A 23,381-nucleotide genomic window follows, 5' to 3' on the forward strand; every position below is an offset into this window, starting at 1 on the left:
TCTCATTTTTATTTCATTAATACTTTTACAGTTCTAGAAATACCATCAGTTATATAATAATGGATTTGTTCTTCCAATGCAGCTTCTCTATATGGTTTGTTATTTATATTAACAACCGTTTGATCATTCATTCTAATTCCAAGGATCGCCTGTTTAATGTTTTTAGCATTTTGTGACACCATGTCAATACTTCTATTCATATTAGGTCGACCGATAACTACAGTACCATATCCTGCACCAATTCCCTTAGTAAGAATAAATGCTATTTTTTCTAATAAAGTAGCATCCATCTTATCAACAAGTTCATTAATGTTGAATAAGACAACAGTTACTTCATGTTCAGAAACCCGATGTACCAAACGTTCCTGAATTTTAGCTTCTAAGACGTTCACGATCTCTTCAATTTCACTTATTTGATTAATCAAAGTCAAATCGTCTAAGTTTCCTAATGAATGATAACGTGGAGCCAACACAATCACCTTCTGCTTGCTACGAGCAATTTGTTTGACGAATTGAGTCATCTGCTCTTCCTTATCTGTCAGATAGAGAAGGTTGCCTTTCTTGAGATCCCATGTCACCGGTTCAACTGTTTCAAGATCCAGTCCGAGTGGCACTTTTCCTTCATCCAGCAAGGCTGCTACATCCTCACGTCCGTAGAAGGCTGCCTCTGTCAACTCATCTGGCACCATTGGGATGCCTGCTGGAGTGCGGCCTGTCCACATCTCTTTTAGGCTTTGGACTTGGTCGCGGAGATTGTTGATGATTTGGATATCATTGTCCCCTGCGACTGGTAGGGCAAACTGGACGACATCGACTTCGTCACGCTTCATGAGTGCCCGTCCCTTAATGTCTTCCATCGTAGACGCCAGTGGCGTTGCTCCCACGATACCGCGGACTTCAGAGATATCATTTTGTGGCAAGGTCAGTTGGTGCTTGAAGTTTGAATAAAGCTGTGCCCGTAGGTTGTTCTGACGGCTAGCTGTGATGATCAAGTGCACACCGATGCTGAGACCTTCACGAGAGATCCGCATGAAGAGCTTGAAGAGATCTGTCTCATAAGGCTCGTCCTTCATAGACTCATAGCTATCCATGAGGATGACCATGGTTGGCTCTTGCTTACCGGTCACTTCACGGTAGAGGGCGATGGTGCCGACACCATGCTCAGACAGGAGCTTCTTGCGACGATCCAACTCGCGGTTGATGATCCGGATGAATTTCTGGATTTTCTCCGTCTGATCCAGCAAGAGGCTGTCGGCCACATGCGGCAGTTGAGTCAAGGGTGCTAGACCATTGGTTCCGAAATCAAGCAGGTACATGCTCAGATTTTCTGGACTCTGCTTGCGAGCCAGATCCATTGCGACTGTCTGAAGGAAAGTGGTCTTTCCTGTACCTGGACTTCCGTAAAGGAGGATATTCCCATCTTTTGACAGATCGATAGCGACTGCTTCTTGCTTTTGCGCTTGCGGGATATCGGCGACCCCGATCAGGACGCTTGGAGCTGTCCGTTTTTGCCAAGCCTCGATCGGCACGACCTTGTCCAACTCATCCAGCGTGATCCGCTCTTTGAGCGGAGGCAACCATGGTTGGGCCACAGCTGCGATGCCTTCTTCTTGGTGCAAGTGATTGATTTCTTGCACGATGACATCTAACTCTGTTGGCACTTCCTTGATTTCTTCTGCCATATCCAGACCAGATAGGTCTTGGTTGAGGACTTCGTATTGACCCAGTTCATTGATCAAGTAGATGGTATGGTCTTCGATTCCTAGCTGATCCTTCTCAGGCTGGTAGTCTGCCCCTGACCAAGCGGTTTGGAAGAGTTCATAGACTTCGTTATTCCCGACTTGGAGATAGGCCCGGCCGGTCTGCGTGATCTCAGCCGCATCTGCCGTCCGCAGCATCTCCATAGAGTCGCCACGGTCTGCCACCTTGAGGGCTAGCTTGAAGCGGGAGTTGGACCAGATCTGGTCATCCACGACCCCAGAAGGTTTTTGCGTCGCAAGGATCAAGTGTACCCCGAGGGAACGCCCGACACGCGCGATAGAGACCAATTCCTTGATGAAGTCTGGTTGGTTGACCTTGAGCTCAGCGAACTCATCACTGATCAAGAAGAGGTGAGGAAGCGGTTCAGTCGCTTCACCAAGTTTAAATTTCTTTTGGTATTGGTTGATATGGTTGACCCCATATTGGCCAAAGAGCCGCTCCCGACGATGGATCTCCGCATTAATAGAAGCCAAGGCCCGCATAGACTGGGCACCATCCAAGTTGGTGATGGTCCCAAGCAAGTGAGGCAGATCCTTGAAGAGGTTGGCCATTCCTCCACCCTTGTAGTCGATGAGGAGGAAAGCCACATCGTGGGGGTGGAAGTTAACGGCAAGGCTCAGGATATAAGACTGAATGGTCTCAGACTTACCAGAACCGGTCGTCCCTGCGATCAAACCGTGTGGTCCATGAGCTTTTTCATGGAGATTGAGGTAGACCAAATCGTCCTTCCCACGCAGACCGATCGGCACGGCCAAACTTTGGTAAGGGGCATGGCTCTCCCAACGACTCAAGACCTTGAGGTCATTGAAAGTTTCCGCCTGGTACATTTCAAGGAAGGTCACCGAGTCTGGAATCGAGCTCTTGAGCTGTTGGATATGCTTCAGTGGGGCAAGGCCACGCGAGATGGCTTCCTTGTCATAGCCTTCAGGGAAGTGATCCAATTGGAAGTCGAGCTCCCGAAGAACCCCTTCTTGCAAGAGCAATTGCCCTTGGTTGCGGTCCTTGATAGAGATAACGGTTTGGATATTTTCAGAAAGAGATGAGAGTACGTCTGCCACATAGATAATGGAGCAGCCTAGCTCAGTCGGATCTTCACGGAAGAACTCCATGATGACATGATCCAAAATCAAAGTCTCATCGGTGATGAGCACCACATAGTGAGGGTGGAAGATCTTGGTATCATTAGCTTTTTCTTCCTCTTTTTGCGCCTTGCGGAGCTTGAGGATCTGGTTGAGACTGTTTAAGACCTGATCGCGTGTCCGCTGATTGTAGACAAAGCTACGGACATTCATGTCTTGCAAGGTCGCATGGGGCAACCAGCGCATCCAATCCCAGCTTTCTTTTTCCTCTTCTGGAATGATCGGAATAATGGTCAGATCATGGTAAGAGTGAAAGACAGCCAATTGGGCAACCAGGAGTTGCAACTGCTCGAGCACGATAGGACGAGGGCCGACATACCCTACGGGACCCCGATTGAGGCTGGCTACAATCGGAAGATTGTCGATTTTTTGATGAGCTTGGAAAAGAGCATAGCCTTCTTCTTCCAAGGCATCTTTCTTCCCACTGCGCTCTTCCTGACCATATTTGAGCTCATAGCTGGTTGGAACCTTGCCCAATCCCAAACGATAGGCCAAAAAGTCAAAATGAAGCGGTGTTTTTTCGTAGATCCGCGAATCATAGCGTTTGACCATCTTGGTCAAATCTTCGATCGCTGGGAAATGGTAAAACATGCCTTCTCGCTGCTTACGAGATAGCTGTTCCAAGTCCTTGGCCTTGTCCTTGAGATAGAGATGGTAGAGCTCCACGCGCTCTTTCTTGTCTTCTTTGTATTTCTTACGATTCTTGAAGAAGCCTTGGACCGAAAAGATCACACTGACCACAGACATGGATACCGTCGCGATGATATAGAGACCCCGCGGTTGGAAAATGGTGATCAAGAGGGTCACCCCAACCATGATGAGGGGTGGCATGATCAACTTCAAGAGTTCATCCGATGGCTTTTGAGGCTCCGCTCCTGGAGGATTGATCAAGATCTTGTCTTCCGAACTCCGGTAGATGATCCGCGGAGACCGGTGGTACTCTGGATAGTCCTTGTAGAAGTCATAGCGTGAATGCAAGCGCGGCACCAGATAAGGACTCACTTCGACAGCCCCTTCCACGCCAAATTCTTCCGGATAGAGCTTAAAGGTCACATCTCCAATAGCCAGTTCATCCCCAAAGGCCAGTGGAAAAGTCGCTTCACTGACGAGTTTGTGGTTATGGTAGAGTTTTCCGGATAAGAGCTGACAAGTCCAAGTCTGCTCTTTTTTCACAAGGAGAAAGCGTACTGGATAGTGCAAGCGCACATCCGCACCCTTTTCATCTGCTACGAGAATTTCTTCCTTATCAAGCAGTTCATAGGTATGGACTTCCCCTGTCGCCAAGTAGCAGACCACATCTCCAAGAATCTTGCTATTTTCAAGCACACCCTTGTCTTCACCATACTGGTAGAAGATTTCTCCTTGACTCCATTGGAAATGAAGGGGTTTTTCTTGCGAAGCCAGGGTCAACTGAGCTGTTTCTTGATTCGATACGGTCGCTGTTTTTCCCTCTTCTAGCGCTAGCTCATAGCGAAAACCTTTTTTATAGAGTATGATACGTTTTTTCATAGACTACTCCTTGTGTTCGCTAGACTCAGTCGAGCTTGCAGTTGTAGAAGACGAGCTTTCTGTTGAGGAACCTTCTGTAGATGAAGCTGTTGTTGAGCTGCTAGTGGAAGCTTTGGTTTCATCTGTCTCTGCTTCCAAGAGTTTAGAGCGGGCATCCCAGTATTTCTTGTATTCGCCCTCAAGCTCAGAGAGTTTTTTCTCGCGCTGTTCACCAGAGAGTTTTTCGCTATCACGTGTCGCCTTGATTTCTTTACGAAGGGCGTAGATGATCAAGTCTGAATCGTCGATCCGCTTGGCTGTATCCAGCGCTTGAGTAAAGTCATGACGTCCGATATAGATCCAGTAGTGGAGATAGAGGCTGTCTGACTTGAGCGTGACGTTGTTAAGGATGACCTTCTTTTGGTCCTCTGAGAAATTCAAGCCTTGCAAGTAAGACGTCGCCAACTCGTATTTCTGTGTCGTTGGAAGACTGCTTGGAGCTACTCCCTCCAATTCATCGATCACACCGGTGTAGTCTACCTTGAGATAGGCTGTATCCGCTTGAAGCAACTTTTCTTTAAAGGGTGCTTGGAAAAAGACTAAATAGATCAAAGGCAAGAGTAAGAGGGCCACTACAGCTGAAAGCCATACGGTTGCCAACTTAAAGATTCGGTGTTGACGACTTGAAACCAAGGTCAAGGTTTTTTCTTCCTCTTCCTTGCGTTCTTGGTAGGCTTTCTCTAAGAGAGCTTTCATCTCTTCTAAGCTAGCGGCATCACGGATTTCCACCAAGAAATCTGGTAGATCTTCTAATTCAAGCGTCCCTTGATAGAGCTCCATGAAATCCCAGTCCCCAAAAAGAGTGACCGCATAGCACTTGGCCTGACGCAAGAATTCATCCTGATCCCACTTGCGTGGCACCATCATTCCCGGAACCCCGCGGTAAGCGATCTTGACTTGCGCATCCTTGGTCACAAACAAATTGATGGGATGCAACATAAAGGTCACCGGAAGCTCCAAGGCTGGCGCCAAATCCAAGACATTAATGGCTAGACGCAGACGGTCTGAAACTGGTAATGCCTGGATTTCTTCAGCACTCAAGCCTAGCGCATCTGTCTGATATGTCAGATGAATCCGGTCTTGATCCGCTGTCATACTTTGCTCTAAAAACAAGGGATGATGGAGATCCAAAATCCATAAATTGCGTAAATCCTGGCTATCCACTTCTGAACGCTTGAGGTCCAGCCGCCAGCTCGTTTCTTCTTTTTCAAAACGGAAGACTTGTTCTCCCAGTGTAAATTGTTCTTCTTTCACCTTACCACTCCTCAATCTCGATCAGATCACCACTCGTGATCGGATACTCTTGTACCACCTTGCCTTCATCCAGCAAGATGCCCTTATTTACCACGCGCAACTGATACTTGCTTCTAGGCTCCATGGCAGACCCAAAGATCTGATCCAATTCCCGAATCAAGCGTCGCACCTCCATCCGTGTTGGGATTCGGAGGTCATGGCTTGCACCATTCATACGGAAGGTGACATTGATATGTTGGTCCATTTAGGCCTCTTTTCTATAGATTCGATAGGAAATATAGCCAGCAATCCCAAAGAGAAGGGCACTCCAAGCCAGCATTTGCAAGGCTGGAATAAAATCCGACAAGCTGGCCGAATTGTCCTCCACATTGGACTCGAATTTAGATAATTTTTGATTTTCAGGCTGGAACAGGTCCGCTTCAGGCCCCGTTTTTTTCTTTCCCTTTATAGCAGAAAACAACTGGCCGTCTGAATCGGTCAATTGTTTCTCTTGCTTGCGTTTTTCATCTGCTAATTTTTTCTGATCCTTCTCATTGAAAAGAGACTCAGTCGCATCCAATTGGCCCCCAAGTGTCTTTTCCTGCTCGGTCTCAAGACGTGAGTTGTTGACCTGCAGACGATTATCAATAAAATCATCTGCAGAAACAACAGGTACTGGTAAGAGACTAAAGACAAAGAGAAGATACATCATTTTTTTCATAAGCTTGATTCAATTTCCTTTGTTTGAGTAAACTTCTTTGGAATGAAGATATTGACAACCGCCAAAAGTCCGAAGAAGACCAATAATCCGAAGAAGACGCCGATACCGGCTGTTTGTCCATCAAAGTAACCCGCAAACTGTCCTTCCAAAATAGAAAGGAGGTTGACATTTTTCACCAGTGCTGGAAGGCCTGATAAGGTCGCGGTCGTTCCGATCGCACTTGATAGGTAGACATAGCTGATCAACATGAAGAAGGCCAGTCCCATTCCGATCACACGGAAGTGTTTCAAGAGAAGGTATTGCAGTTGTACCAAGACAAAGCTTGCTAGAACCGCTAAGAATACCCAAGAAGGTACATATTCACGACCAACAGAGAGTTGAATACTTGAAATCATTCCGATCACTAGTCCAAGGATGAGAGAGAGTCCCACAAGGACACCGACAGACAAGAGATCTGATTCTTGCAAGCGATCCAATTTGAAACGATCCTTAACCTTGCGAATGATTGGTTGAGTCGCAAAGAGATAAGCTGTGAAGAGGCTTAACACTTCCAACATAAAGATCCAGATAAATGGACGGTAGACGTTGATGGTCGCTTTCACAGAAGACGATTTCTCTGCAACTGGATTTGACAAGAAGTCGAGCAAGACTTCATTCGGCACTCCGTTTTCATAGGCATTGTTGAAGACTTTACGGAAGGCTTCGACGAAGTTCCCGTTTTCAGACAATTCCTTGTCGAATTCACCCATCAAACTTTCCGCATTGCTAGACAATTTCTCTGTATTGCCTTGGGCTTTTTCCAATTCTTTGTTCAATTGGCTAAAGATTTCATTGGTAGAGTTAGCAGCTTCTACATTGCTACGAGATGAGCTCTTAACGCCTTCTGTCGAGCTCAATAATGACGTGTATTCAGAACCAAGAGCTGACAAATCTGCATCGGTCTTGGTTTGAGCCTGTGTCACTGTTTCTTGTGCAGCTGAGATAGCTTCTAAGCGTTTTTGAAGGTCTGCATACTGCGCCAATTGATCGTTGATATTTTGGGTCAGATCTTTGTTAGTATTTTCGATTGCTTGAAGATTGGCCTGCAATTGTGGTCCCAAGTCTTGCAACTGTTGGAGTGTACCATCTAACTGGGCTTTCACACTCTTCGTTGCATCACCAGATTCATCCGTTTCAATACTCTTACGGTAGTCCTTTATGTTACTTGAAACGGCTGCCTTCACGATGTCGACCAAAGCGTTTGTCAAATCCATATCTTCGATCGGATCATAGAGCGAATGACGAACATGGTTGTCATCTTCTGGATAGTAGGCATCGATCAATGCTCCTGCGCGTTGATAATCCAAGGCGATTTCACTAGCTTTCGATGCATAGTTAGCGACAGCTGTTTTCAATTCATCTGCAGATACAGTCACACTGGTGGAGGAAACTCCATTCACAAGAACTTCAACATCAATCGCGCTTGGCATAGCTCCTCCATCTTCAACAAGGTGAATTTGAATTTGTTTGCCATCTTTCAGTTCGACTTCCTGCTCGCCGCTACCTGTATAAGTATGTCCATCATAGGTCCAAGTATCAACCTTGACTCCTGCTGGCACTTGGATGCTAACTTTTTGTTTTCCAGATTTAGCATTGAGGACATCCGCAACTGCCGTTGATTTGGCATCCACTTCTGCAGCCAATCGTTTTAAGTCATCGGCATTCCCTTTTGCTTGCGCCTTCGTTCCAGCAAAAGCACTATCAAAATTAATCGCTGCGTTGAGATTCCCATACTTATTCAGATTAAGACTAGCAGGGTCTAAAGACGGAAGTTTTTCAATCGCTTGACGAATGTCATCATCCGCTTTATCTCGAGCCTTGCTGATAGTTTCGATTTTTGGCTTTCCAAGCAAGGTACGAAGAGTGACTTTGTCTCCTTCTTTTAGACCATAGTAGTCAAGGATCTTCGATTTTACAGAAGACTCGATGTTCTTTTCGTGCTCATCTAATTTGTCGCGTTCTGCCTTGATCCCTTTTTCGAGGTCTGCCACACGATCATTCACATCTTTTGTCAAGCCTGCATAGGTTTTGGTCCCTGAAGCATCTCCTTCTGTTTCAGTTGGTTGACTCAATTGTTTGGTAATTGCTTCTTGGTTTTGTTGTAGATTCTTATACAACTCTTGGGTCTTTTCACTGACAACAGACTGGTTCATAGACATCAGCTGGTTCATGAACTCTTCATGGCTGATCTTGTCCTCAGAGCGTTGTTTGATCAATGTGTCGAAGTTTTGACCGTACTGATCCTGAGATTGGGTCAATTGGTCAAAAGCCTGTGTATAAGACTCAAGGACTGTCTTCAAAGCATTGTTCGACTCGACAGAAGACGTAGACAAGCTATAGAGACTTGGAAAGATATTCTTTGAATCTAAAGCTGAATCCAATAAGTTACTCCGGTATGAACCAATGTTGGTCGATTGGATTTTGTTACTTGTTTCCACGTTCTTCTGAGCTGTATAAAGGTTGCTCAAAATGCTAACCATATACATATCAACCAACTGGCTATTCAAGTCTGAAACAATATCTTTAGCGACTTTATTGGCCTCGTTTTCAACCTGAGAATTCCCAGCTGCATTGACCTTATATGTCACCGTGGTCTTCTCTGCATTAACCGCGTTCACTTCCAAGACCTTTTCTGAGAAGTCACTTGGAATGACGATCATCAACTGGTACTTGCCATCTGCAAGCCCTGACTCAGCAGCTCCACGAGGGAGTACAGACCAGTTTTGCGAATTATCCCGCTCGATATTCTTTACATAGCTAGCCCCAAGGTTGTATTCTTTATCATTCAGCTTGACCGCCTTGTCTTCATTGACAACCGCAATGTTGAGCTTGGTGTTTTCTGTCGTTTGCACGGTCTTGGCTTCGTTTTGCTTTTGGTCCTTTTGAACCGTCGTATAAAGACCCACGACAGATCCCATCAAAAGGAGCACAACCGCACTCTGACCGATGTATTTTAACCATTTTTTATTTTTAACTTCCATACCTTTTCCTTTTTCTAATTCATAGATACAAAATAGGGGTTAGGAATTAAGAATCTAACCCCTATTTTCTATATATCAAAAGACAAAAGGGTGATCTACCTACAAGAAGTAAGATCACCTCCAAGACTATCTTAGTGGATTTGTGCAGCGATATCTTGGTCAGTTTGTTCAACGATATCAGCAACTTTGATCAATTGACCGTTGATGTCTTCCAACAATTGAGCGAATTGTTTGATTTTTGGAGACAATTCGTTGAATTGTGCTTCAAAGCTATCAAATGCAGATCCATCCCAGTTTGCGTCGATGACTTGTTGTTCATGAGTCAAAGTAGTAAGGATTTGATCGATTTCTTGAGAACCTTGTGCATAACGTTGTGCTGAAGCACGTAGGTCTTCTGGAGTTAATTTAATTTGAGCCATATTTTTCTCCTTTTGGGCTGATACCCTTATATTTTTTTCATAAACAATACATTTTAGTACGAATTAGTAAAATGCCAGATAACTGTATATTTTACCTTTTTCTCCCTGTTTGTATTATTTACTTAAAAATATCTTAATGAAATATTGCCAGAATGTCAAGTTTAGAGGACTAACTGATAAAACATTGTAACTTTGTTACAATTGTGTAACATTTTGTCATAAAAGTGTAACATGTTTCCTGGATTCCTTGCCCCAGTAGTCTCTAACTAGTATTATTTCTGAGAAGAAAAGAAGACACTCTGTCCTTTTATATTAACTCAACACATAGATAAAAGTTGTTGATTTTAGGTGTTTTTAAAAGCAAATTTCGATGACTTTTGTATATTTTTTCATTTTTAAAACTTTTATGGTATAATGAAACCTGTTCAAAACTTGTTTCATACAAGATCGAACACCATTAACCTATAAGGAGTATATATGAAAAAATTTCTACTTGCCTCTGTCTGTCTGCTAGCCCTTACCGCTTGTAGCCAAGGCCAACAAGGTAAAGAAACTACTGCCGCTTCTTCCAAGCAAGAAGCCACTCAAACCAAAAAGGAGCAAGTCCAAACCAAGACCTTTGTTAGCGACCTCGGCGATCACCACCAAAACAAAATTCAAATTGGCTACAAGAATGATGAGATTGTTTCCATGACCATCATGGGAGTTGCACCAATACCGGAAGATATGCAAAAATCAGATGTCGCTGAATTGAAGGAAGTCTATCAAGAAGAAGCTGATAAAGCAAATTCCAAACACGGTGTTAACGGACAAGCTGGAATCAACACAAGCATCAAAATCGCTGATGATAAACAGACCTATACAAACGTTATGCATGTTGATTTTACTCAAATGAAAAAAGAAGATTTTGTGAAATTACTGGCTGATCAAGGGGAAGAAACCAACACTACCATGTTGAAATACCTCAATGGCAAACCTCAAGATCTCTTTACCTATTTCAAAGATCAAGGTCTCAAAGAAGAAAAATAAAAAGAGCTTCCTGAGTTTCATCACCACACTGGTGAGGGCTCAGAAAGCTTTTTCTTATTTGTTCAAGATTGAAAGGGTTTCAAGGAGATTGTCCGCATGAACTTCGATGGTATCTCCTGTTGCTTTGATTTTCACTTCTACGATACCTTCAGCTGCTTTTTTACCAACTGTTACGCGGATTGGAAGTCCAATCAAATCACTATCGCTGAATTTGACACCAGCGCGTTCATTTCGGTCATCCACCAAGACTTCGTAGCCTTTATTCACCAAGGCTTCTTCGATCCGATCGGTCAAAGCAAGGCTTGCTTCATCCTTAACATTGACTGGAATCAAATGCACATCAAATGGCGCCAATTCTTTAGGGAAGTTAATTCCCCAAGCGTAACGGTACTCCCCTTTTGGAGTCTTATTGACAAAGAGGCGAGCATGTTGCTCCATAACGGCTGAAAGAAGACGGCTGACACCGATACCGTAGCAGCCCATGATGATTGGAACCGCACGACCGTTTTCGTCCAAGACATCTGCCCCCATGCTAGCGGAGTAGCGTGTGCCGAGTTTGAAAATGTGACCGATTTCGATCCCTCGTGCAAAGTTCAAGACCCCTTTCCCATCTGGTGAGATTTCGCCTTCACGAACTTCACGGATATCGACGTATTCTGCAGTAAAGTCACGTCCTGGGTTGACACCAGTCAAGTGGTAGCCTGTTTCATTGGCACCGACTACTGCATTGCGACTGTCTTGGACCTTGCGGTCTGCGATAATCTTAACATTTTCAGGAAGATCTACTGGACCGAGAGAGCCAAAATCAGCTCCTAATAATTCTTTCACTTCCACTTCGGTTGCAGGTTCAAAGAAGTCTGCGCCGAGGTAGTTTTTCAACTTCACTTCATTGAGCTGATCATTACCTACAAGAAGGGCAACAACAGGCTCACCATCTGCGATGTAAACCAAAGTCTTGATAGTAGCTTCTTCTGGAACATTCAAGAATGCAGCTACTTCATCAATCGATTTGACACCTGGTGTTTCCACGCGTTTCACTTCTTCTTCCGCTACGACACGGTTACTTGGCTTGTATTCGTTAGTAGCCATTTCCAAGTTCGCAGCATAGGTGGATTCACTTGAATAGGCAATGGTATCTTCACCAGAAACCATCCATTTGAGCAATTCTGCTTTGATTTCTTCTTGAACTTCTGCTGGGATCTCATCAAAGGAAGCTACTGATTTGTCTAAAACAACCCAACGGTCCAAGTCCGTACGAGCAGGCGTAACAGCCATAAACTCTTGGCTATCTTTTCCACCCATGGCACCACCATCACCGATGATGGCTTTGTAGTCGATGCCACTGCGGGTGAAGATCCGCTCATAAGCTGCCTTGTATTCATCATAAGTAACGTCCAAGCTATCGTAGTTGGCATGGAAACTGTAACCATCTTTCATGATGAATTCACGGGTCCGAAGAAGACCGTTCCGTGGGCGTTTTTCATCGCGGTATTTTGGTTGAATTTGGTAGAGATTCAACGGCAATTGTTTGTAAGATTTTACTGAGTCGCGCACAATAGCGGTAAAGGTTTCTTCGTGAGTTGGACCCAAGATAAAGTCAGAGCCTTCACGGTTTTTCAACTTATAAAGGTCTTCCCCGTAAGTTTCGTAACGACCAGATTCACGCCAGAGATCCGCACTCAAAAGGGCTGGAGCTAGCATTTCTACTGCTCCAATTTTTTCAAATTCTTGGCGCATGATGCCTTTTGCTTTTTCAATCACTCGATTTGCTAATGGCAGATAAGAATAGACACCAGCTGAGACTTGGCGAACATAACCTGCACGCAACATCAAAGCATGGCTAATGACTTGAGCATCGCTTGGCATTTCGCGAAGCGTTGGAATCAACATTTTACTTTGTTTCATGGACAATATCCTTTTCTATTTCAAAAATAATTTCATAATATCATTCCAGGTGACAGCAATCATCAAAATAACCATTACAGCTACACCTGCAAGCGTCATATAGGTTTCTACTTCTTGTTTCAGTGGCTTTCTCCGGACGACCTCGATCAAATTGATCAAGATTTTCCCGCCATCCAAAGCCGGAATCGGGATTAGATTGAAGATCCCAATATTAATAGAGAGCATGGCCATAAGAGACAAGACTGCCGGAATCCCTAATTGAGCAGCTTGTGAGCTGGCATTGTAGATAGCGACCGGACCACCCAGTTTATTGAGACTAAAGTGGAAAATGATATCTTTCAAAGCTCCCAAAATCCGTGTCGCTGTATTCCAGGTATCTGTAAAACCAGACAAGAGTTTATCCACAAATCCAGTCTTGATCCCATTTGTCACACCCAGATAGTAACGATTCCCTGACTTGGTTGGCTTTACTTTAACTTCTTTTTCTTGGCCATTTGTCTTGACCTTCAGGGTCAATTCAGGAGCCGTCTTGCTGTCCTTGGTCGCTTTTTCAACAGCGTCTGTCAACTCATCCCAGTTGCTAACGGTATCGTTGTTTACCTGAAGGATCTGAACATTGCTTTTGACACCAACCTTGGCCAGCGCCCCATCAGGTGCCACCTGAACATTGTTGCTGTAGTAGTCAATCGCACCGCCTCGCATAAAGGCTAAGAGTGAGTAGACAACAATACTGAGGATAAAGTTGTTCATAGGACCCGCAAAGTTGGTGATTAACCGTCCCCAAATGCTGGCATTCTGATACTGAACATCTCTCGGTGCAATCCGCACTTCTGTCCCATCTTCCTCAACGATGGTCGCATCATGATCGACATCATAGGTCTTTGTCTCATCGAGAACCAAGCCGGTGATTTCTAATTTATCTTCAAAGTCAAACTGGGTGACATTCATGGGAAGGGCTGTCTGATCCAGATTCTTTCCTGAAAGATTGATCCGGACGACTTTACCAGCCTCATTGAGCGTCAAGCTCACAGGAGTACCGGTCTTAATTTCCGTGGTATCCTCACCCCAGCCAGCCATACGAACATAGCCACCTAAAGGCAAGATCCGAATGGTATAAGCTGTCCCATCCTGACCAATATGGGCAAAGATCTTTGGACCCATCCCGATCGAGAATTCTCGCACCAGGATGCCCGATTTTTTTGCAAAATAGAAATGACCAAACTCGTGAACGAGAACGATCACTCCAAAAATAACTATAAAGGCAATAAACTGCATCGTTCTATACGTGGTTTCCTTTCTATCTCTTCTGTCTTAGAACAAGCCCAAAAAATGCATCAAGGGAAAGACAAAAATCAAACTATCAAAACGGTCTAGAACACCGCCATGTCCTGGAATAAATTTCCCAGAATCCTTGACACCAAAGTGGCGTTTGATTGCACTCTCTACCAGGTCGCCAAACTGACCTGCAATACTAAAGAGAATGGTAAAGAAGATCATAGCTAGAAAACCATGTCCACCTGCCACCGAGCGATCCACGATCATATAGATCACAGTTACCGCAACTGCAGACAAGATTCCCCCAAGACTTCCTTCAATCGTTTTATTAGGAGAAACCGCAGGCATGAGCTTACGTTTCCCAAAGCGACTTCCTACTAAATAGGCACCGGAATCTGTCGCCCAGACAATAAAGAGTGCCAATAAGACCTTATCAATACCAGCGATTCGCGCATCTACTAAGGAATGGAAACCAAGTCCAACATAAAAGCTGGAGGCAATGGGATAGACCACATCTTCATAATTGTAATTCTGAGCAAGAACAGTTGTCCCCATGAGAATCAAGACAACCAGACCATAGGCAATCATATTGGCATCTGCTGGAAGGTAAGGGAGATAGTCCTCGATCGGCAAAGTCAGGACAAAGGCCGCTAACATGGCTAGTGCTCCTTCAAAGGTCGCTGTCTCAAGCCCCTTCATCTTGAGCAATTCATGAACCCCAAGCATGGCGATCAAGCCAATCACAATCTGGAAGAACACCCCTCCAACCATTACTGTTGGAATGAAAAAGAGCAGGGCAATTCCTCCAAAAATCACACGTTTTTGTAAATCTTTCGTCATCATCTTCTCCTAAACACCACCAAATCTCCGATGGCGATGGCTATATTCTACTATGGCACTTCGTAGTGCTTCCTCTCCAAAATCTGGCCACATCACATCTGTGAAATACAACTCACTATAAGCAGCCTGCCAAGGAAGGAAATTACTCAAACGGATCTCTCCGCTGGTACGAATAATCAAATCCGGATCCCTTAGGACGCGTGGCAAACTCTCGGTATAGAGAGAATCTGCGATCATCTCTTCTGTGATATCTTCTGGACTGAACTTCGCATCCAAGACTTCTTGGGCGATCTGCTTCACGGCCTGGGTGATCTCAGCACGTCCACCATAATTGAGCGCGAAATTCAGGATCAAGCCTGTATTGAGATGGGTCATCGCTTCTGCTCTTTCCAAAGCCTCCAGCGTTTCTTTTGGTAATTTCTTGGTATCACCGATCATTTGAATCTTGACATTGTTGCGATGCAATTCGGGGACAAAACGATCATAAAACTCGACCGGCAAGTGCATGATGAACTTGACTTCATCTTCAGGGCGTGTCCAGTTTTCCGTAGAAAAGGCATAGACAGTCAGGACCTGAACCCCCATATTTTTTGCTGCAATCGTCACTTCTTGGAGAGCTTCCATCCCTGCCTTATGACCGAAGACGCGCGGTTGCATCCGCTTTTTCGCCCAGCGACCATTACCATCCATAATGATCCCAATGTGTTTCGGGACTTCTAAAGGTATCTCGATTTTTTCTTTTTTCTTAAAACGAAACATGTTTTTCTACCTATTTCAATATTTATCGCTTCATTATACCATAAATCCCCATAAAATAGGGACTCTGGCCTCTTTTTTGAACCAGCAGGACTTTCCTTCATCACATCGTCCTATTTGCCCACCAAAAAAGAGGCCCTTGCCTCTTCTTTGATGATTATTCTTCGATGGCTGAATCGGCATCTGAGCTAGCACCTTCTGTAGCAGTGGCTGAGATTCCTTCTGATACAGGAAGAACTGTTTTGATCGCTCCCAATTCAAAGGTCAGGTAGACACCATCAACATCCAAGACAACGGTCTTGCGGTCTGTGTCGACTTCATCGATGGTTCCGTACAAGCCACCAATCGTGATGACTTCATTTCCTTTTTGAAGTTTATTCAAACTTTCCATCCGTTTTTGGTACTGTTTCTTTTGGCTACGGCTCATGAAGTACATCAAACCGACCATAAGAACGAGCATAATTAGCAAACTTCCGCCTTGCATATGTTTCTCCTTTAATTTTCATATATGCTATACTATATCAAATTTCGCCCGTCTTTTCAAGTTTTCCCATCCTCTTCAAGTAAAATCAGAGTCCAGTCTCAGAGAGGAGGCAAGTTTTGCTGAAAAAGAAAAAAACCACGAAAAGTGGGCTACTGACTAGTCAATCGTAATGCCATACTTTTCATGATTCTCATCATACCAATCAATCAAGGCCAAAGCCGTTTGATAGGTAATATTTTTGATTTTACTCGTTCCCTTCGTCAAAGTCGCCAAGCTCATTTTGCTGATGTTTGTTTCAGTTGCGACACGATAGCTCGTCAAGCGACCGTCAACCATCAGTTGAACAACGGCTTCCACTTTTCTGTATTCGGGAGTTGAGTAGATATCAATTGTATTGCTCATCTTACTTCCATTCCTCAAATTTTATTCTTGTATAGATTATATACTTATTTTCTTTATTTATTAATAATTTTGCTCAAATTGGATTAATTTCACTAATTATTGATGTTTTTTTAGCTCAAATAGGAGGATTTTGGCCTTATACGGCGAATAATTTCCCCCAGGTGGGAAGAAAAAATAAAGACTGCTATATGATAGCAGTCTCTATTTTTCACAAACTAATTCGCCTTAATCTGCTTGTTTATCAGCGTTTTCTTCCTTCTTTGTGTCTTTTTCTCTGATCACAAGGACACCATCTTCCATGTCTGCTTCGAGATGTTTGGCATCCAAGTTATCCAAGTGGAAGTCTGTGACTTTGTCACGGATTTGTTGTTCAACTACCCGACGGAGTGGACGAACACCCATCACTTCATCATAACCTTCTTCAGTCATGTATTCTTTAGCTGCATCGCTCACTGCCAAGTCGATTTCTTTCTTAGAAAGGGTCTTATTGACATCTACCAACATCAAATCAACAATCTTAGAAAGATCTTCCTTGCTCAAGTGTGAGAATTCAATGACAGCGTTGAAACGGTTCAAGAATTCTGGACGGAAGTAAGGTTTCAAACGATCCATGAGTTCTGGTTTATCCGCATCTTCTGTCAAGTTAGCTTCGTAACCAAATCCAGCGTTTGAAGTGGCGATAATCACAGTGTTCTTGAAGTTGACCGTGTTACCTTGACCATCTGTCAAACGACCATCATCCAAGACTTGAAGGAGAAGGGTGATCACTTGAGGATCTGCCTTTTCAATTTCGTCAAGAAGGACGATAGAGTAAGGGTTACGGCGAACACGTTCTGTCAAGGTATTGCTGTTATCATCGTAACCAACATAACCAGCTGTTGTACCAATCAATTTAGAAACGGCTGTGCGGTCGCTGTATTCTGACATATCCAAACGGATGATAGCATCTTTGGTTCCGAACATATCAAGAGCCAATTGTTTAGCCAACTCAGTTTTACCAACACCAGTAGGACCTACAAAGAGGAAGCTACCGATTGGACGGTTCCCTTCGTCAAATCCTGCACGGTTCCGACGGATAGCACGTGCCACTGCTTCAACGGCTTTATCTTGACCGATAACCTTAGTTTGCAAACGGTGACCCATATCTTTCAAACGTTCAATATCAGTTGCACCCATTTGAGACACTGGAATACCCGTCATCCGTTCTACTGATTCAGCCACATCGTTGATTGTTGCTGTTACTTTATGGTCTTCCGTATGGTTTTCAATTTTCTTTTCAAGTTCTTCGATTCGAACTTTTGCTTTCAAAGCTGCTTCGTAATCTTCTTTAGCCGCAGCTTCTTCTTGTTTGGTTTTTTCTTCTTCAATTTCATGTTCCACAGCATGGACATCTGTTACTGGATGTTGGGCTGCCAAGTGAGCAGCTGTCACATCGACCAAGTCAATGGCCTTATCAGGCAAGCTACGTTGTGGAATGTATTGGATCGAATAATCAACCGCTGCTTTCAAAACTTCATCTGGCAAGATGACATTGTGGTGTTTTTCATAAAGATCACGGATCCCTTGGAGGATCTTGAAAGTATCTTCAGCTGATGGAGCATTGACTTTCACTTCGTTGAAACGACGAGCAAGAGCCGCATTCTTCAAGATAGTGTTACGGTATTCATCTTGAGTCGTTGCCCCAATGACTGTCAATTCCCCACGTGAAAGAGCAGGTTTGATGATATCCGCAAGACCTTTAGATCCTTGACCATCACCTGTGCTACCTGCACCAAGAATTTGATGGATTTCATCAAAGAAGAGAATGACATTTCCCATAGCCTTGACTTCTTGGATCAGATTTTGAATATTTTCTTCAAAGCTACCACGGTATTGCGTACCAGCTTCTAGACCAGAAATATCAATCGAGATGATTTCTTTATTCTTGATAGCAGCTGGAACATCCCCGTTCACAATAGCTTGTGCCAAACCTTCTACAACTGCTGTTTTACCAACACCGGCATCACCTACAAGGACAGGGTTGTTCTTGGTACGACGAGACAAGATTTCAGCAGTTTCTTGAATTTCTTTATTACGTCCGATGACCGGATCCAATTTTCCTTCACGAGCTTCTTCGGTCAAGTTGCGACCAAGTTTTGCAAGGATCCCATCTTGTTTCATTCCTTTACCTTGATGGTGTTGCACTTGCTCGCTTCCTTCATTTGGAAGTTGACCAGTTTGGCGGTAAATAGCGAATTCTTCAGGTGTCACTTCACGACCGTTGATCATGTAGCGACGGCTTTCAGAACGAAAACCACCCATGTTTCCCATTAGTTGATTGAAAAGATCATCCATATTGTTAAAGTTGTTATTCATATTGTATACCTCTAATTTACATAATTTTAATTCATTCTTGAAAATTAGCAGACCAATTGGCTGCTGTTTGATTGTTTACATAATTTTAATTCATTTATTTAATAATAGCCCTACAGGCTAACAGTTTCTATTTTTCCTTTTATCAATTAGTTGTCTTAATTTTGGAAATAGCATATCACCATCTCCTTTCCACTATTGATCTTGTAAACTAGTAGGTTTTTTCAACCTCTTTTTGTTTACATAAATTATTATAACGCAGACTGATTTCTTTGTCAACGCTTTTTTACATAATTTTTTAAATTTATTAAAAAAATCTGGATGTCACTCCAGATTCCATATTTAAATAGAAGTTCTTGGCTAGATAGATTTAAATTTACCAGCTTTTTCTTGAATAGCTGTCTGTACATTTTTAGCAAATTGCCCCACCATGGATTGGTCTAGTTGCTTCCCGACCACTTGGACGTCTTCTTCAGCTACTGTTGCAATCGCAGTCAAGCCATCATTGTAACGCTTCTCAACTCCTGCCTTGCAGGTCAATAAAACGGGCGCATAGACAACCCGGATTAAATCTTTTTCAAGTTTCTTTCGGCTTTCGATGATCCTCATCTTATCTTTCATATCTAAATCAAAGAAATCTTTGACTGGACTATCACCCATACTTCCTCCTCTTCTATACTATGAAACTTTATCTTGTGCAAACTCCTCTTCCAGTTGGCGTCTATCTTTCCGGTAGGATTGCCATAAATTCTCTTCCTCGATTTCGATCTGTTTTAAAGCTACTTGTGCAGCTTCTCTAGCTTCGATATCATACTCTTCGATACAGCGATGGAGGGACTCCCATCCACAACTGTTATCAACTTCCTGCTCTTGTAAGAAGGAAGCTGCCATCGCATACTCTTCTTCCAGCATCTGGGTGAAGAGCTGCTGTTTTCTTTCCACTAGGCAACGCTTTTCATCTAGCTCCAAGCGCGCTTTTTGGAACTCTCTTTCCAAGTGATCTAGTTTCTTTTCCTTTTTTGAAAGAGTAGATGAAATTAATAAGCTAGTTGTTCCCACTGGTTCATTTCTCCTGCTATTTTTTGATCTTTTGCTTTTAAGAGCTCAATTCCTGTATTCACTTGCTCGTTTAAAGCATGAAATTCATTCGATAAGGACTGATATGCAGCCAAACGATTGTCGAACCTTTCTCTTACTTGAGTGACAACTGTTTGCCTTGTTGCACCAGCCTGTGCATAGGCCTCTTCTACTTCGGAAAGATTGAGAATGAAGCCTTTCGGAACGGTCTGTAATACTTTCTCCAAAGCTTCTAAATCTGTATCCAGTCGTGCCTTAGATTTCTGAGCTTGCTCCAGCCCTTCATCCACTACTCGAATCAGCTCATCAGAAGCCAAGCGTGCCTGCAAGGCATCGAGATAGATTTGTTCACTTGAACTCAGTCCACCACCTGTTTTTTGCAATTTATCCTTTAGGCGATAGTAAACCTTCATCCGCTCTTCAATGATTTCCTTGCGAGTGATGGCTTCCGTTCCCTTTTCAAGAACCAAATTCCCGTCCTTATCATAGATATAACCATGCATCATGTGCTGAAGGCCCGTATTTATCAAATTCTTAGTTTTGAGGTGCTTGACAATCCCACTGGATTCCTTGCTTCCAGAATCCTGATAGCCCAAGCTAACCAAATCTTTATGGTCAATGTGGTTGTAGATTTTGTACTTCAGCGAATCTATACGCACTTTTTGCTCAGGTGTTAAGATAGGATAGGCATTAGGGCCATTATATAGGTGTACGGTCCCAATATGAGAAGCTTCCTCTTCCGTCAAACAGGCAAGCGCATACTGAATATTCATAGAACCCAGAGAGTGACCGTATAGATCGATCTTGGCATTGGGGTATTTTCGGATCACCTCTTTCAAATGAGCTGCAGCATCTTTAAACTGCGGAGGCGGGAAAGTCCCGTTTTCATCATTGTATTTTTTTAAAAAAGCAGCTCCCACTAAAGCGGGAAATTTAACCTGTTCTTCGGCTGTCCTTTCTGCAAAAAAGCCGACCACATCTGATGCTTTTTCCTGTACGAAATTGCTGACAGGATTATCCAGCGCTTTTTTCATAAACCTACCTAAGGGTGTGGCCTCCGGAGGAAGATTAACAGAAGTAGGAATAATCGCATCTTCAAAAGCTTCTACAAAATTATTAAAACTATCCTTAGCCTTATCTCGCGCATAATTCTTCGCATATTCGGTTGCATACTCGCTCGCACCACCAGGGTTCAAAATATTGGAAGCTGCTGGCAAATCTGTCTTTACCCAATCCGTATATGTATCATGGAGTAATTTTTGTGTACTTATTTCAGTTTCAGATCCCTTCATCAAGACAGTCACGTCATGGATTTGGGCACGTTCTTCATCTGAAGCAGTATAGGGGACTGCATTTTGTTGCGCGCCTTGGCCATTATTAGTAAGAACGAAGACCTGCTCCTCATTGTCATTTACGTTATCATAAATATGGGCAACATTACCAATGTATTCGTCTTTCTTCGTCCCAATTTTAAACTTTCCATTTATTTTGACATCTTTTTCGTATTCAAGTAGAGCAGCTTTAACATTTTGTTGATCATTGAAATTTAAATTATTAGCCATTATCACTCCTTATCTAATAAATCACTTAACTCCTCTGTTTCCCCAAAATAGGTCTCTTCATATTTCCCTGTTGTAGCGTCCTCTTGTATAGTTGTGCTTAAAACTAATTTTTCATCATTATTTATAACTATTTTTACTAATAGCCCTCCCATCGGATTATAATCTAAATCATCTTTAGAAATTTTATATGATTTTATTTTTCCTTCTGGAGTAAGAGCTTTAGGGTCTAATTTTTTCAACATATTTTCAATCGCTACCTTCATCTTCTTACTCTCTGCGATTTGAATCATTTCTTGTTTCTTGGCAGATTGTCCATTAAAAAAGCTACAGCCTCCTAAGCTCAGGCTAAATACTACCATTAGCAACACAATAAATTTACTTTTTTTCATCTTCTTCCCATTCTTTCTTCAGCTTTCTTAGAATTTATTATACAAAATTCTATTCATACCTGAAATGTTACTTTTGTTAAAAAATGTTGCCAAATCGTTACAAGCACTAGCTATTGATGTAACATATTGGTTTTGATCCAGAAATGTTTCTATTTACTTATATTAGGGGTATTTACCTGAATGAGTTTATTTCCCAGCCTCTTCTGCTTTACTTAACAGATCATCTAATTTTGCTGAAATGCCGTAACTACCTGCTTCGAACTGTCCTGAATCCTCCATTTGAACAGTCGTATCGATCGTTAACTGTCTATCGCCATTGATAACGAGGTAGACATTCATGCCTCCCATTGGGTTGTATTCCAATTCACCTTTTATCAGGGTATAGGAGTGAATGACTCCTTCTGAAGTGAAAGCTTTCGGATCGATACTGATTAACAAGTGTTTTATCGCTCGCTCCATTTTCGTGCTTTCTACAATCTGAATCATTTCCCTTCTCTCAGCAGCTTTATCTGTAAAAAGACTGCAGCCTCCTAGAAACAAAGTCAGTAAGAATAGTAGCATTAATCGTTGTTTTTTATCAGTCATATGTTCCCTCTCACTTATATTATTCGTAATGATTTTTAAAAAATGACCCAATTTTTAAAAATTTTTTCCAGAACCTAAAAAACACACCCTTACTAGGTGTGTCTCTTGTTAAATCATGTATTCGACGCTATAAGTGGCATCGGATAAAATCCGTGAGAGGAATTGTTTGGTTCGCTCTTCCTTTGGACTATTGAAGAATTCATGCGGTTCATTTTCTTCGATGATGTGTCCGCCATCCATAAAGATAACGTGGTTAGCCACATCACGCGCAAAGCCCATCTCATGGGTTACGACAACCATAGTCACTCCTTCTTGGGCCAATTGCTTCATGACATCTAAGACGTCACCGACCAACTCTGGGTCTAGCGCTGAAGTCGGCTCGTCTAGCAAGATCACGTCTGGTTTGACTGCGATGGCACGCGCAATTCCGATCCGTTGCTGCTGGCCACCTGACAATTGAGAAGGATAGTAATCCTTGTAAGCGAGGAGACCAACTTTTTCAAGGGCTGATTCTGCCCGTTGGATGGCTTCTTCTTTTGGAATCTTACGGGCTACAACCAGCCCTTCTAAGATATTTTCAAGCGCTGTTTTATTAGCGAAGAGATTGTAATGCTGGAAGACAAAGGCTGTCTTTTGGCGGATTTCTAGAATCTCTTTTTTGCTGAGTTTTGAGAGGTCATACTCTTTTCCACCTAAAGTGAGGTGGCCTGTATCTGCCTTTTCCAAGTGGTTGAGGCAGCGAAGGAAGGTTGTTTTTCCTGATCCAGATGGCCCCAAAATAACGACGACATCTCCTTGGTTGACCTTGAGATTAACATCTACCAGGACTTGGTGGTCCTTAAATTTTTTCGATACGTGTTCTACTTCTAACATCTTCTTATTTC

General features: G+C 43.1%; 20 protein-coding genes. 1 reads left to right on the top strand and 19 read right to left on the bottom strand.

Features of this window, described 5'->3' with window-relative positions:
- Window positions 1-8: 8 nt before the first annotated feature.
- The 6 genes from essC to O3629_RS00890 all read right to left on the bottom strand — a co-directional run bounded on the left by essC (window position 9) and on the right by O3629_RS00890 (window position 9,841).
- Complete coding sequence (gene essC, locus O3629_RS00865) at window positions 9-4,409, bottom strand: type VII secretion protein EssC (protein ID WP_371608567.1); 4,401 nt, start codon at window positions 4,407-4,409, stop codon at window positions 9-11.
- Between the two features lie 3 nt (window positions 4,410-4,412).
- Window positions 4,413-5,702: a type VII secretion protein EssB gene (gene essB / locus O3629_RS00870; RefSeq protein ID WP_371608568.1), complete on the bottom strand. Its 1,290-nt coding sequence runs from the start codon at window positions 5,700-5,702 to the stop codon at window positions 4,413-4,415.
- A 1-nt stretch (window position 5,703) separates the two neighbouring features.
- On the bottom strand, window positions 5,704-5,946 hold the full coding sequence (locus O3629_RS00875; protein WP_003013697.1) for an EsaB/YukD family protein: 243 nt from the start codon (window positions 5,944-5,946) through the stop codon (window positions 5,704-5,706).
- A complete protein-coding gene (essA, locus tag O3629_RS00880; RefSeq protein WP_371608569.1) occupies window positions 5,947-6,402 on the bottom strand; it encodes a type VII secretion protein EssA in 456 nt (151 codons plus the stop codon).
- Complete coding sequence (gene esaA, locus O3629_RS00885; protein WP_371608570.1) at window positions 6,399-9,422, bottom strand: type VII secretion protein EsaA; 3,024 nt, start codon at window positions 9,420-9,422, stop codon at window positions 6,399-6,401. The genes essA and esaA overlap by 4 nt, the downstream gene beginning before the upstream one ends.
- A gap of 131 nt (window positions 9,423-9,553) precedes the next feature.
- Window positions 9,554-9,841 (bottom strand): WXG100 family type VII secretion target, encoded by a 288-nt coding sequence (locus tag O3629_RS00890; RefSeq protein WP_003016069.1) that lies wholly within the window; start codon window positions 9,839-9,841, stop codon window positions 9,554-9,556.
- 477 nt (window positions 9,842-10,318) lie between these two features.
- Between O3629_RS00890 and O3629_RS00895 the strand changes: the two genes are divergently transcribed.
- A complete protein-coding gene (locus O3629_RS00895; RefSeq protein ID WP_371608571.1) occupies window positions 10,319-10,870 on the top strand; it encodes a hypothetical protein in 552 nt (183 codons plus the stop codon).
- Between the two features lie 54 nt (window positions 10,871-10,924).
- On the opposite strand, the gene O3629_RS00900 is transcribed toward O3629_RS00895, so the two are convergent.
- From O3629_RS00900 to O3629_RS00960, 13 genes are all read right to left on the bottom strand, one after another.
- A complete protein-coding gene (locus O3629_RS00900) occupies window positions 10,925-12,775 on the bottom strand; it encodes a proline--tRNA ligase (protein WP_155125064.1) in 1,851 nt (616 codons plus the stop codon).
- 15 nt (window positions 12,776-12,790) lie between these two features.
- Entirely contained in the window at window positions 12,791-14,050 is a 1,260-nt protein-coding gene (gene rseP / locus O3629_RS00905; RefSeq protein WP_371608572.1) for an RIP metalloprotease RseP, read from the bottom strand.
- Between the two features lie 36 nt (window positions 14,051-14,086).
- Window positions 14,087-14,890: a phosphatidate cytidylyltransferase gene (locus tag O3629_RS00910; protein WP_371608573.1), complete on the bottom strand. Its 804-nt coding sequence runs from the start codon at window positions 14,888-14,890 to the stop codon at window positions 14,087-14,089.
- Window positions 14,891-14,899: 9 nt separating this feature from the next.
- A complete protein-coding gene (locus tag O3629_RS00915) occupies window positions 14,900-15,649 on the bottom strand; it encodes an isoprenyl transferase (protein WP_003009971.1) in 750 nt (249 codons plus the stop codon).
- 154 nt (window positions 15,650-15,803) lie between these two features.
- The gene (gene yajC, locus O3629_RS00920; protein WP_003004444.1) at window positions 15,804-16,130 is read right to left on the bottom strand and encodes a preprotein translocase subunit YajC; all 327 of its coding nucleotides are present in this window, start codon (window positions 16,128-16,130) and stop codon (window positions 15,804-15,806) included.
- 156 nt (window positions 16,131-16,286) lie between these two features.
- Window positions 16,287-16,532, bottom strand: coding sequence for a hypothetical protein (locus O3629_RS00925; protein WP_003009969.1), 246 nt, complete (start codon window positions 16,530-16,532; stop codon window positions 16,287-16,289).
- Window positions 16,533-16,757: 225 nt separating this feature from the next.
- Window positions 16,758-18,887, bottom strand: a complete 2,130-nt coding sequence (locus O3629_RS00930) for an AAA family ATPase (protein ID WP_021154368.1) — start codon at window positions 18,885-18,887, stop codon at window positions 16,758-16,760.
- A gap of 357 nt (window positions 18,888-19,244) precedes the next feature.
- Window positions 19,245-19,544 (bottom strand): hypothetical protein, encoded by a 300-nt coding sequence (locus tag O3629_RS00935; RefSeq protein ID WP_070586354.1) that lies wholly within the window; start codon window positions 19,542-19,544, stop codon window positions 19,245-19,247.
- An 18-nt stretch (window positions 19,545-19,562) separates the two neighbouring features.
- A complete protein-coding gene (locus O3629_RS00940; protein WP_021154366.1) occupies window positions 19,563-19,943 on the bottom strand; it encodes a hypothetical protein in 381 nt (126 codons plus the stop codon).
- Entirely contained in the window at window positions 19,922-21,523 is a 1,602-nt protein-coding gene (locus O3629_RS00945; RefSeq protein ID WP_371608574.1) for a hypothetical protein, read from the bottom strand. Before O3629_RS00945 ends, O3629_RS00940 begins: the two co-directional genes overlap by 22 nt.
- Window positions 21,524-21,525: 2 nt before the next feature.
- On the bottom strand, window positions 21,526-21,912 hold the full coding sequence (locus O3629_RS00950; protein ID WP_371608575.1) for a DUF1310 family protein: 387 nt from the start codon (window positions 21,910-21,912) through the stop codon (window positions 21,526-21,528).
- A gap of 186 nt (window positions 21,913-22,098) precedes the next feature.
- On the bottom strand, window positions 22,099-22,497 hold the full coding sequence (locus O3629_RS00955) for a DUF1310 family protein (RefSeq protein ID WP_371608576.1): 399 nt from the start codon (window positions 22,495-22,497) through the stop codon (window positions 22,099-22,101).
- A gap of 108 nt (window positions 22,498-22,605) precedes the next feature.
- Window positions 22,606-23,370: an amino acid ABC transporter ATP-binding protein gene (locus O3629_RS00960; RefSeq protein ID WP_003016067.1), complete on the bottom strand. Its 765-nt coding sequence runs from the start codon at window positions 23,368-23,370 to the stop codon at window positions 22,606-22,608.
- Window positions 23,371-23,381 lie beyond the last annotated feature (11 nt).

Origin of the sequence: Streptococcus sp. 27098_8_12, assembly GCF_041432115.1 — a bacterium.
Lineage (GTDB): Bacteria > Bacillota > Bacilli > Lactobacillales > Streptococcaceae > Streptococcus > Streptococcus parasanguinis_V.

Bases quoted from the DNA above. Each gene is read 5' to 3' on its own strand.
- O3629_RS00925 (WP_003009969.1), bottom strand. From the start codon at position 16,532: ATGAGCAATACAATTGATATCTACTCAACTCCCGAATACAGAAAAGTG.
- O3629_RS00875 (WP_003013697.1), bottom strand. From the start codon at position 5,946: ATGGACCAACATATCAATGTCACCTTCCGTATGAATGGTGCAAGCCAT.
- esaA (WP_371608570.1), bottom strand. From the start codon at position 9,422: ATGGAAGTTAAAAATAAAAAATGGTTAAAATACATCGGTCAGAGTGCG.
- O3629_RS00890 (WP_003016069.1), bottom strand. From the start codon at position 9,841: ATGGCTCAAATTAAATTAACTCCAGAAGACCTACGTGCTTCAGCACAA.
- O3629_RS00915 (WP_003009971.1), bottom strand. From the start codon at position 15,649: ATGTTTCGTTTTAAGAAAAAAGAAAAAATCGAGATACCTTTAGAAGTC.
- O3629_RS00910 (WP_371608573.1), bottom strand. From the start codon at position 14,890: ATGACGAAAGATTTACAAAAACGTGTGATTTTTGGAGGAATTGCCCTG.
- yajC (WP_003004444.1), bottom strand. From the start codon at position 16,130: ATGCAAGGCGGAAGTTTGCTAATTATGCTCGTTCTTATGGTCGGTTTG.
- O3629_RS00895 (WP_371608571.1), top strand. From the start codon at position 10,319: ATGAAAAAATTTCTACTTGCCTCTGTCTGTCTGCTAGCCCTTACCGCT.
- essA (WP_371608569.1), bottom strand. From the start codon at position 6,402: ATGAAAAAAATGATGTATCTTCTCTTTGTCTTTAGTCTCTTACCAGTA.
- O3629_RS00930 (WP_021154368.1), bottom strand. From the start codon at position 18,887: ATGAATAACAACTTTAACAATATGGATGATCTTTTCAATCAACTAATG.
- O3629_RS00950 (WP_371608575.1), bottom strand. From the start codon at position 21,912: ATGAAAAAAAGTAAATTTATTGTGTTGCTAATGGTAGTATTTAGCCTG.
- O3629_RS00960 (WP_003016067.1), bottom strand. From the start codon at position 23,370: ATGTTAGAAGTAGAACACGTATCGAAAAAATTTAAGGACCACCAAGTC.
- O3629_RS00945 (WP_371608574.1), bottom strand. From the start codon at position 21,523: ATGGCTAATAATTTAAATTTCAATGATCAACAAAATGTTAAAGCTGCT.
- O3629_RS00955 (WP_371608576.1), bottom strand. From the start codon at position 22,497: ATGACTGATAAAAAACAACGATTAATGCTACTATTCTTACTGACTTTG.
- essC (WP_371608567.1), bottom strand. From the start codon at position 4,409: ATGAAAAAACGTATCATACTCTATAAAAAAGGTTTTCGCTATGAGCTA.
- O3629_RS00935 (WP_070586354.1), bottom strand. From the start codon at position 19,544: ATGGGTGATAGTCCAGTCAAAGATTTCTTTGATTTAGATATGAAAGAT.
- rseP (WP_371608572.1), bottom strand. From the start codon at position 14,050: ATGCAGTTTATTGCCTTTATAGTTATTTTTGGAGTGATCGTTCTCGTT.
- O3629_RS00900 (WP_155125064.1), bottom strand. From the start codon at position 12,775: ATGAAACAAAGTAAAATGTTGATTCCAACGCTTCGCGAAATGCCAAGC.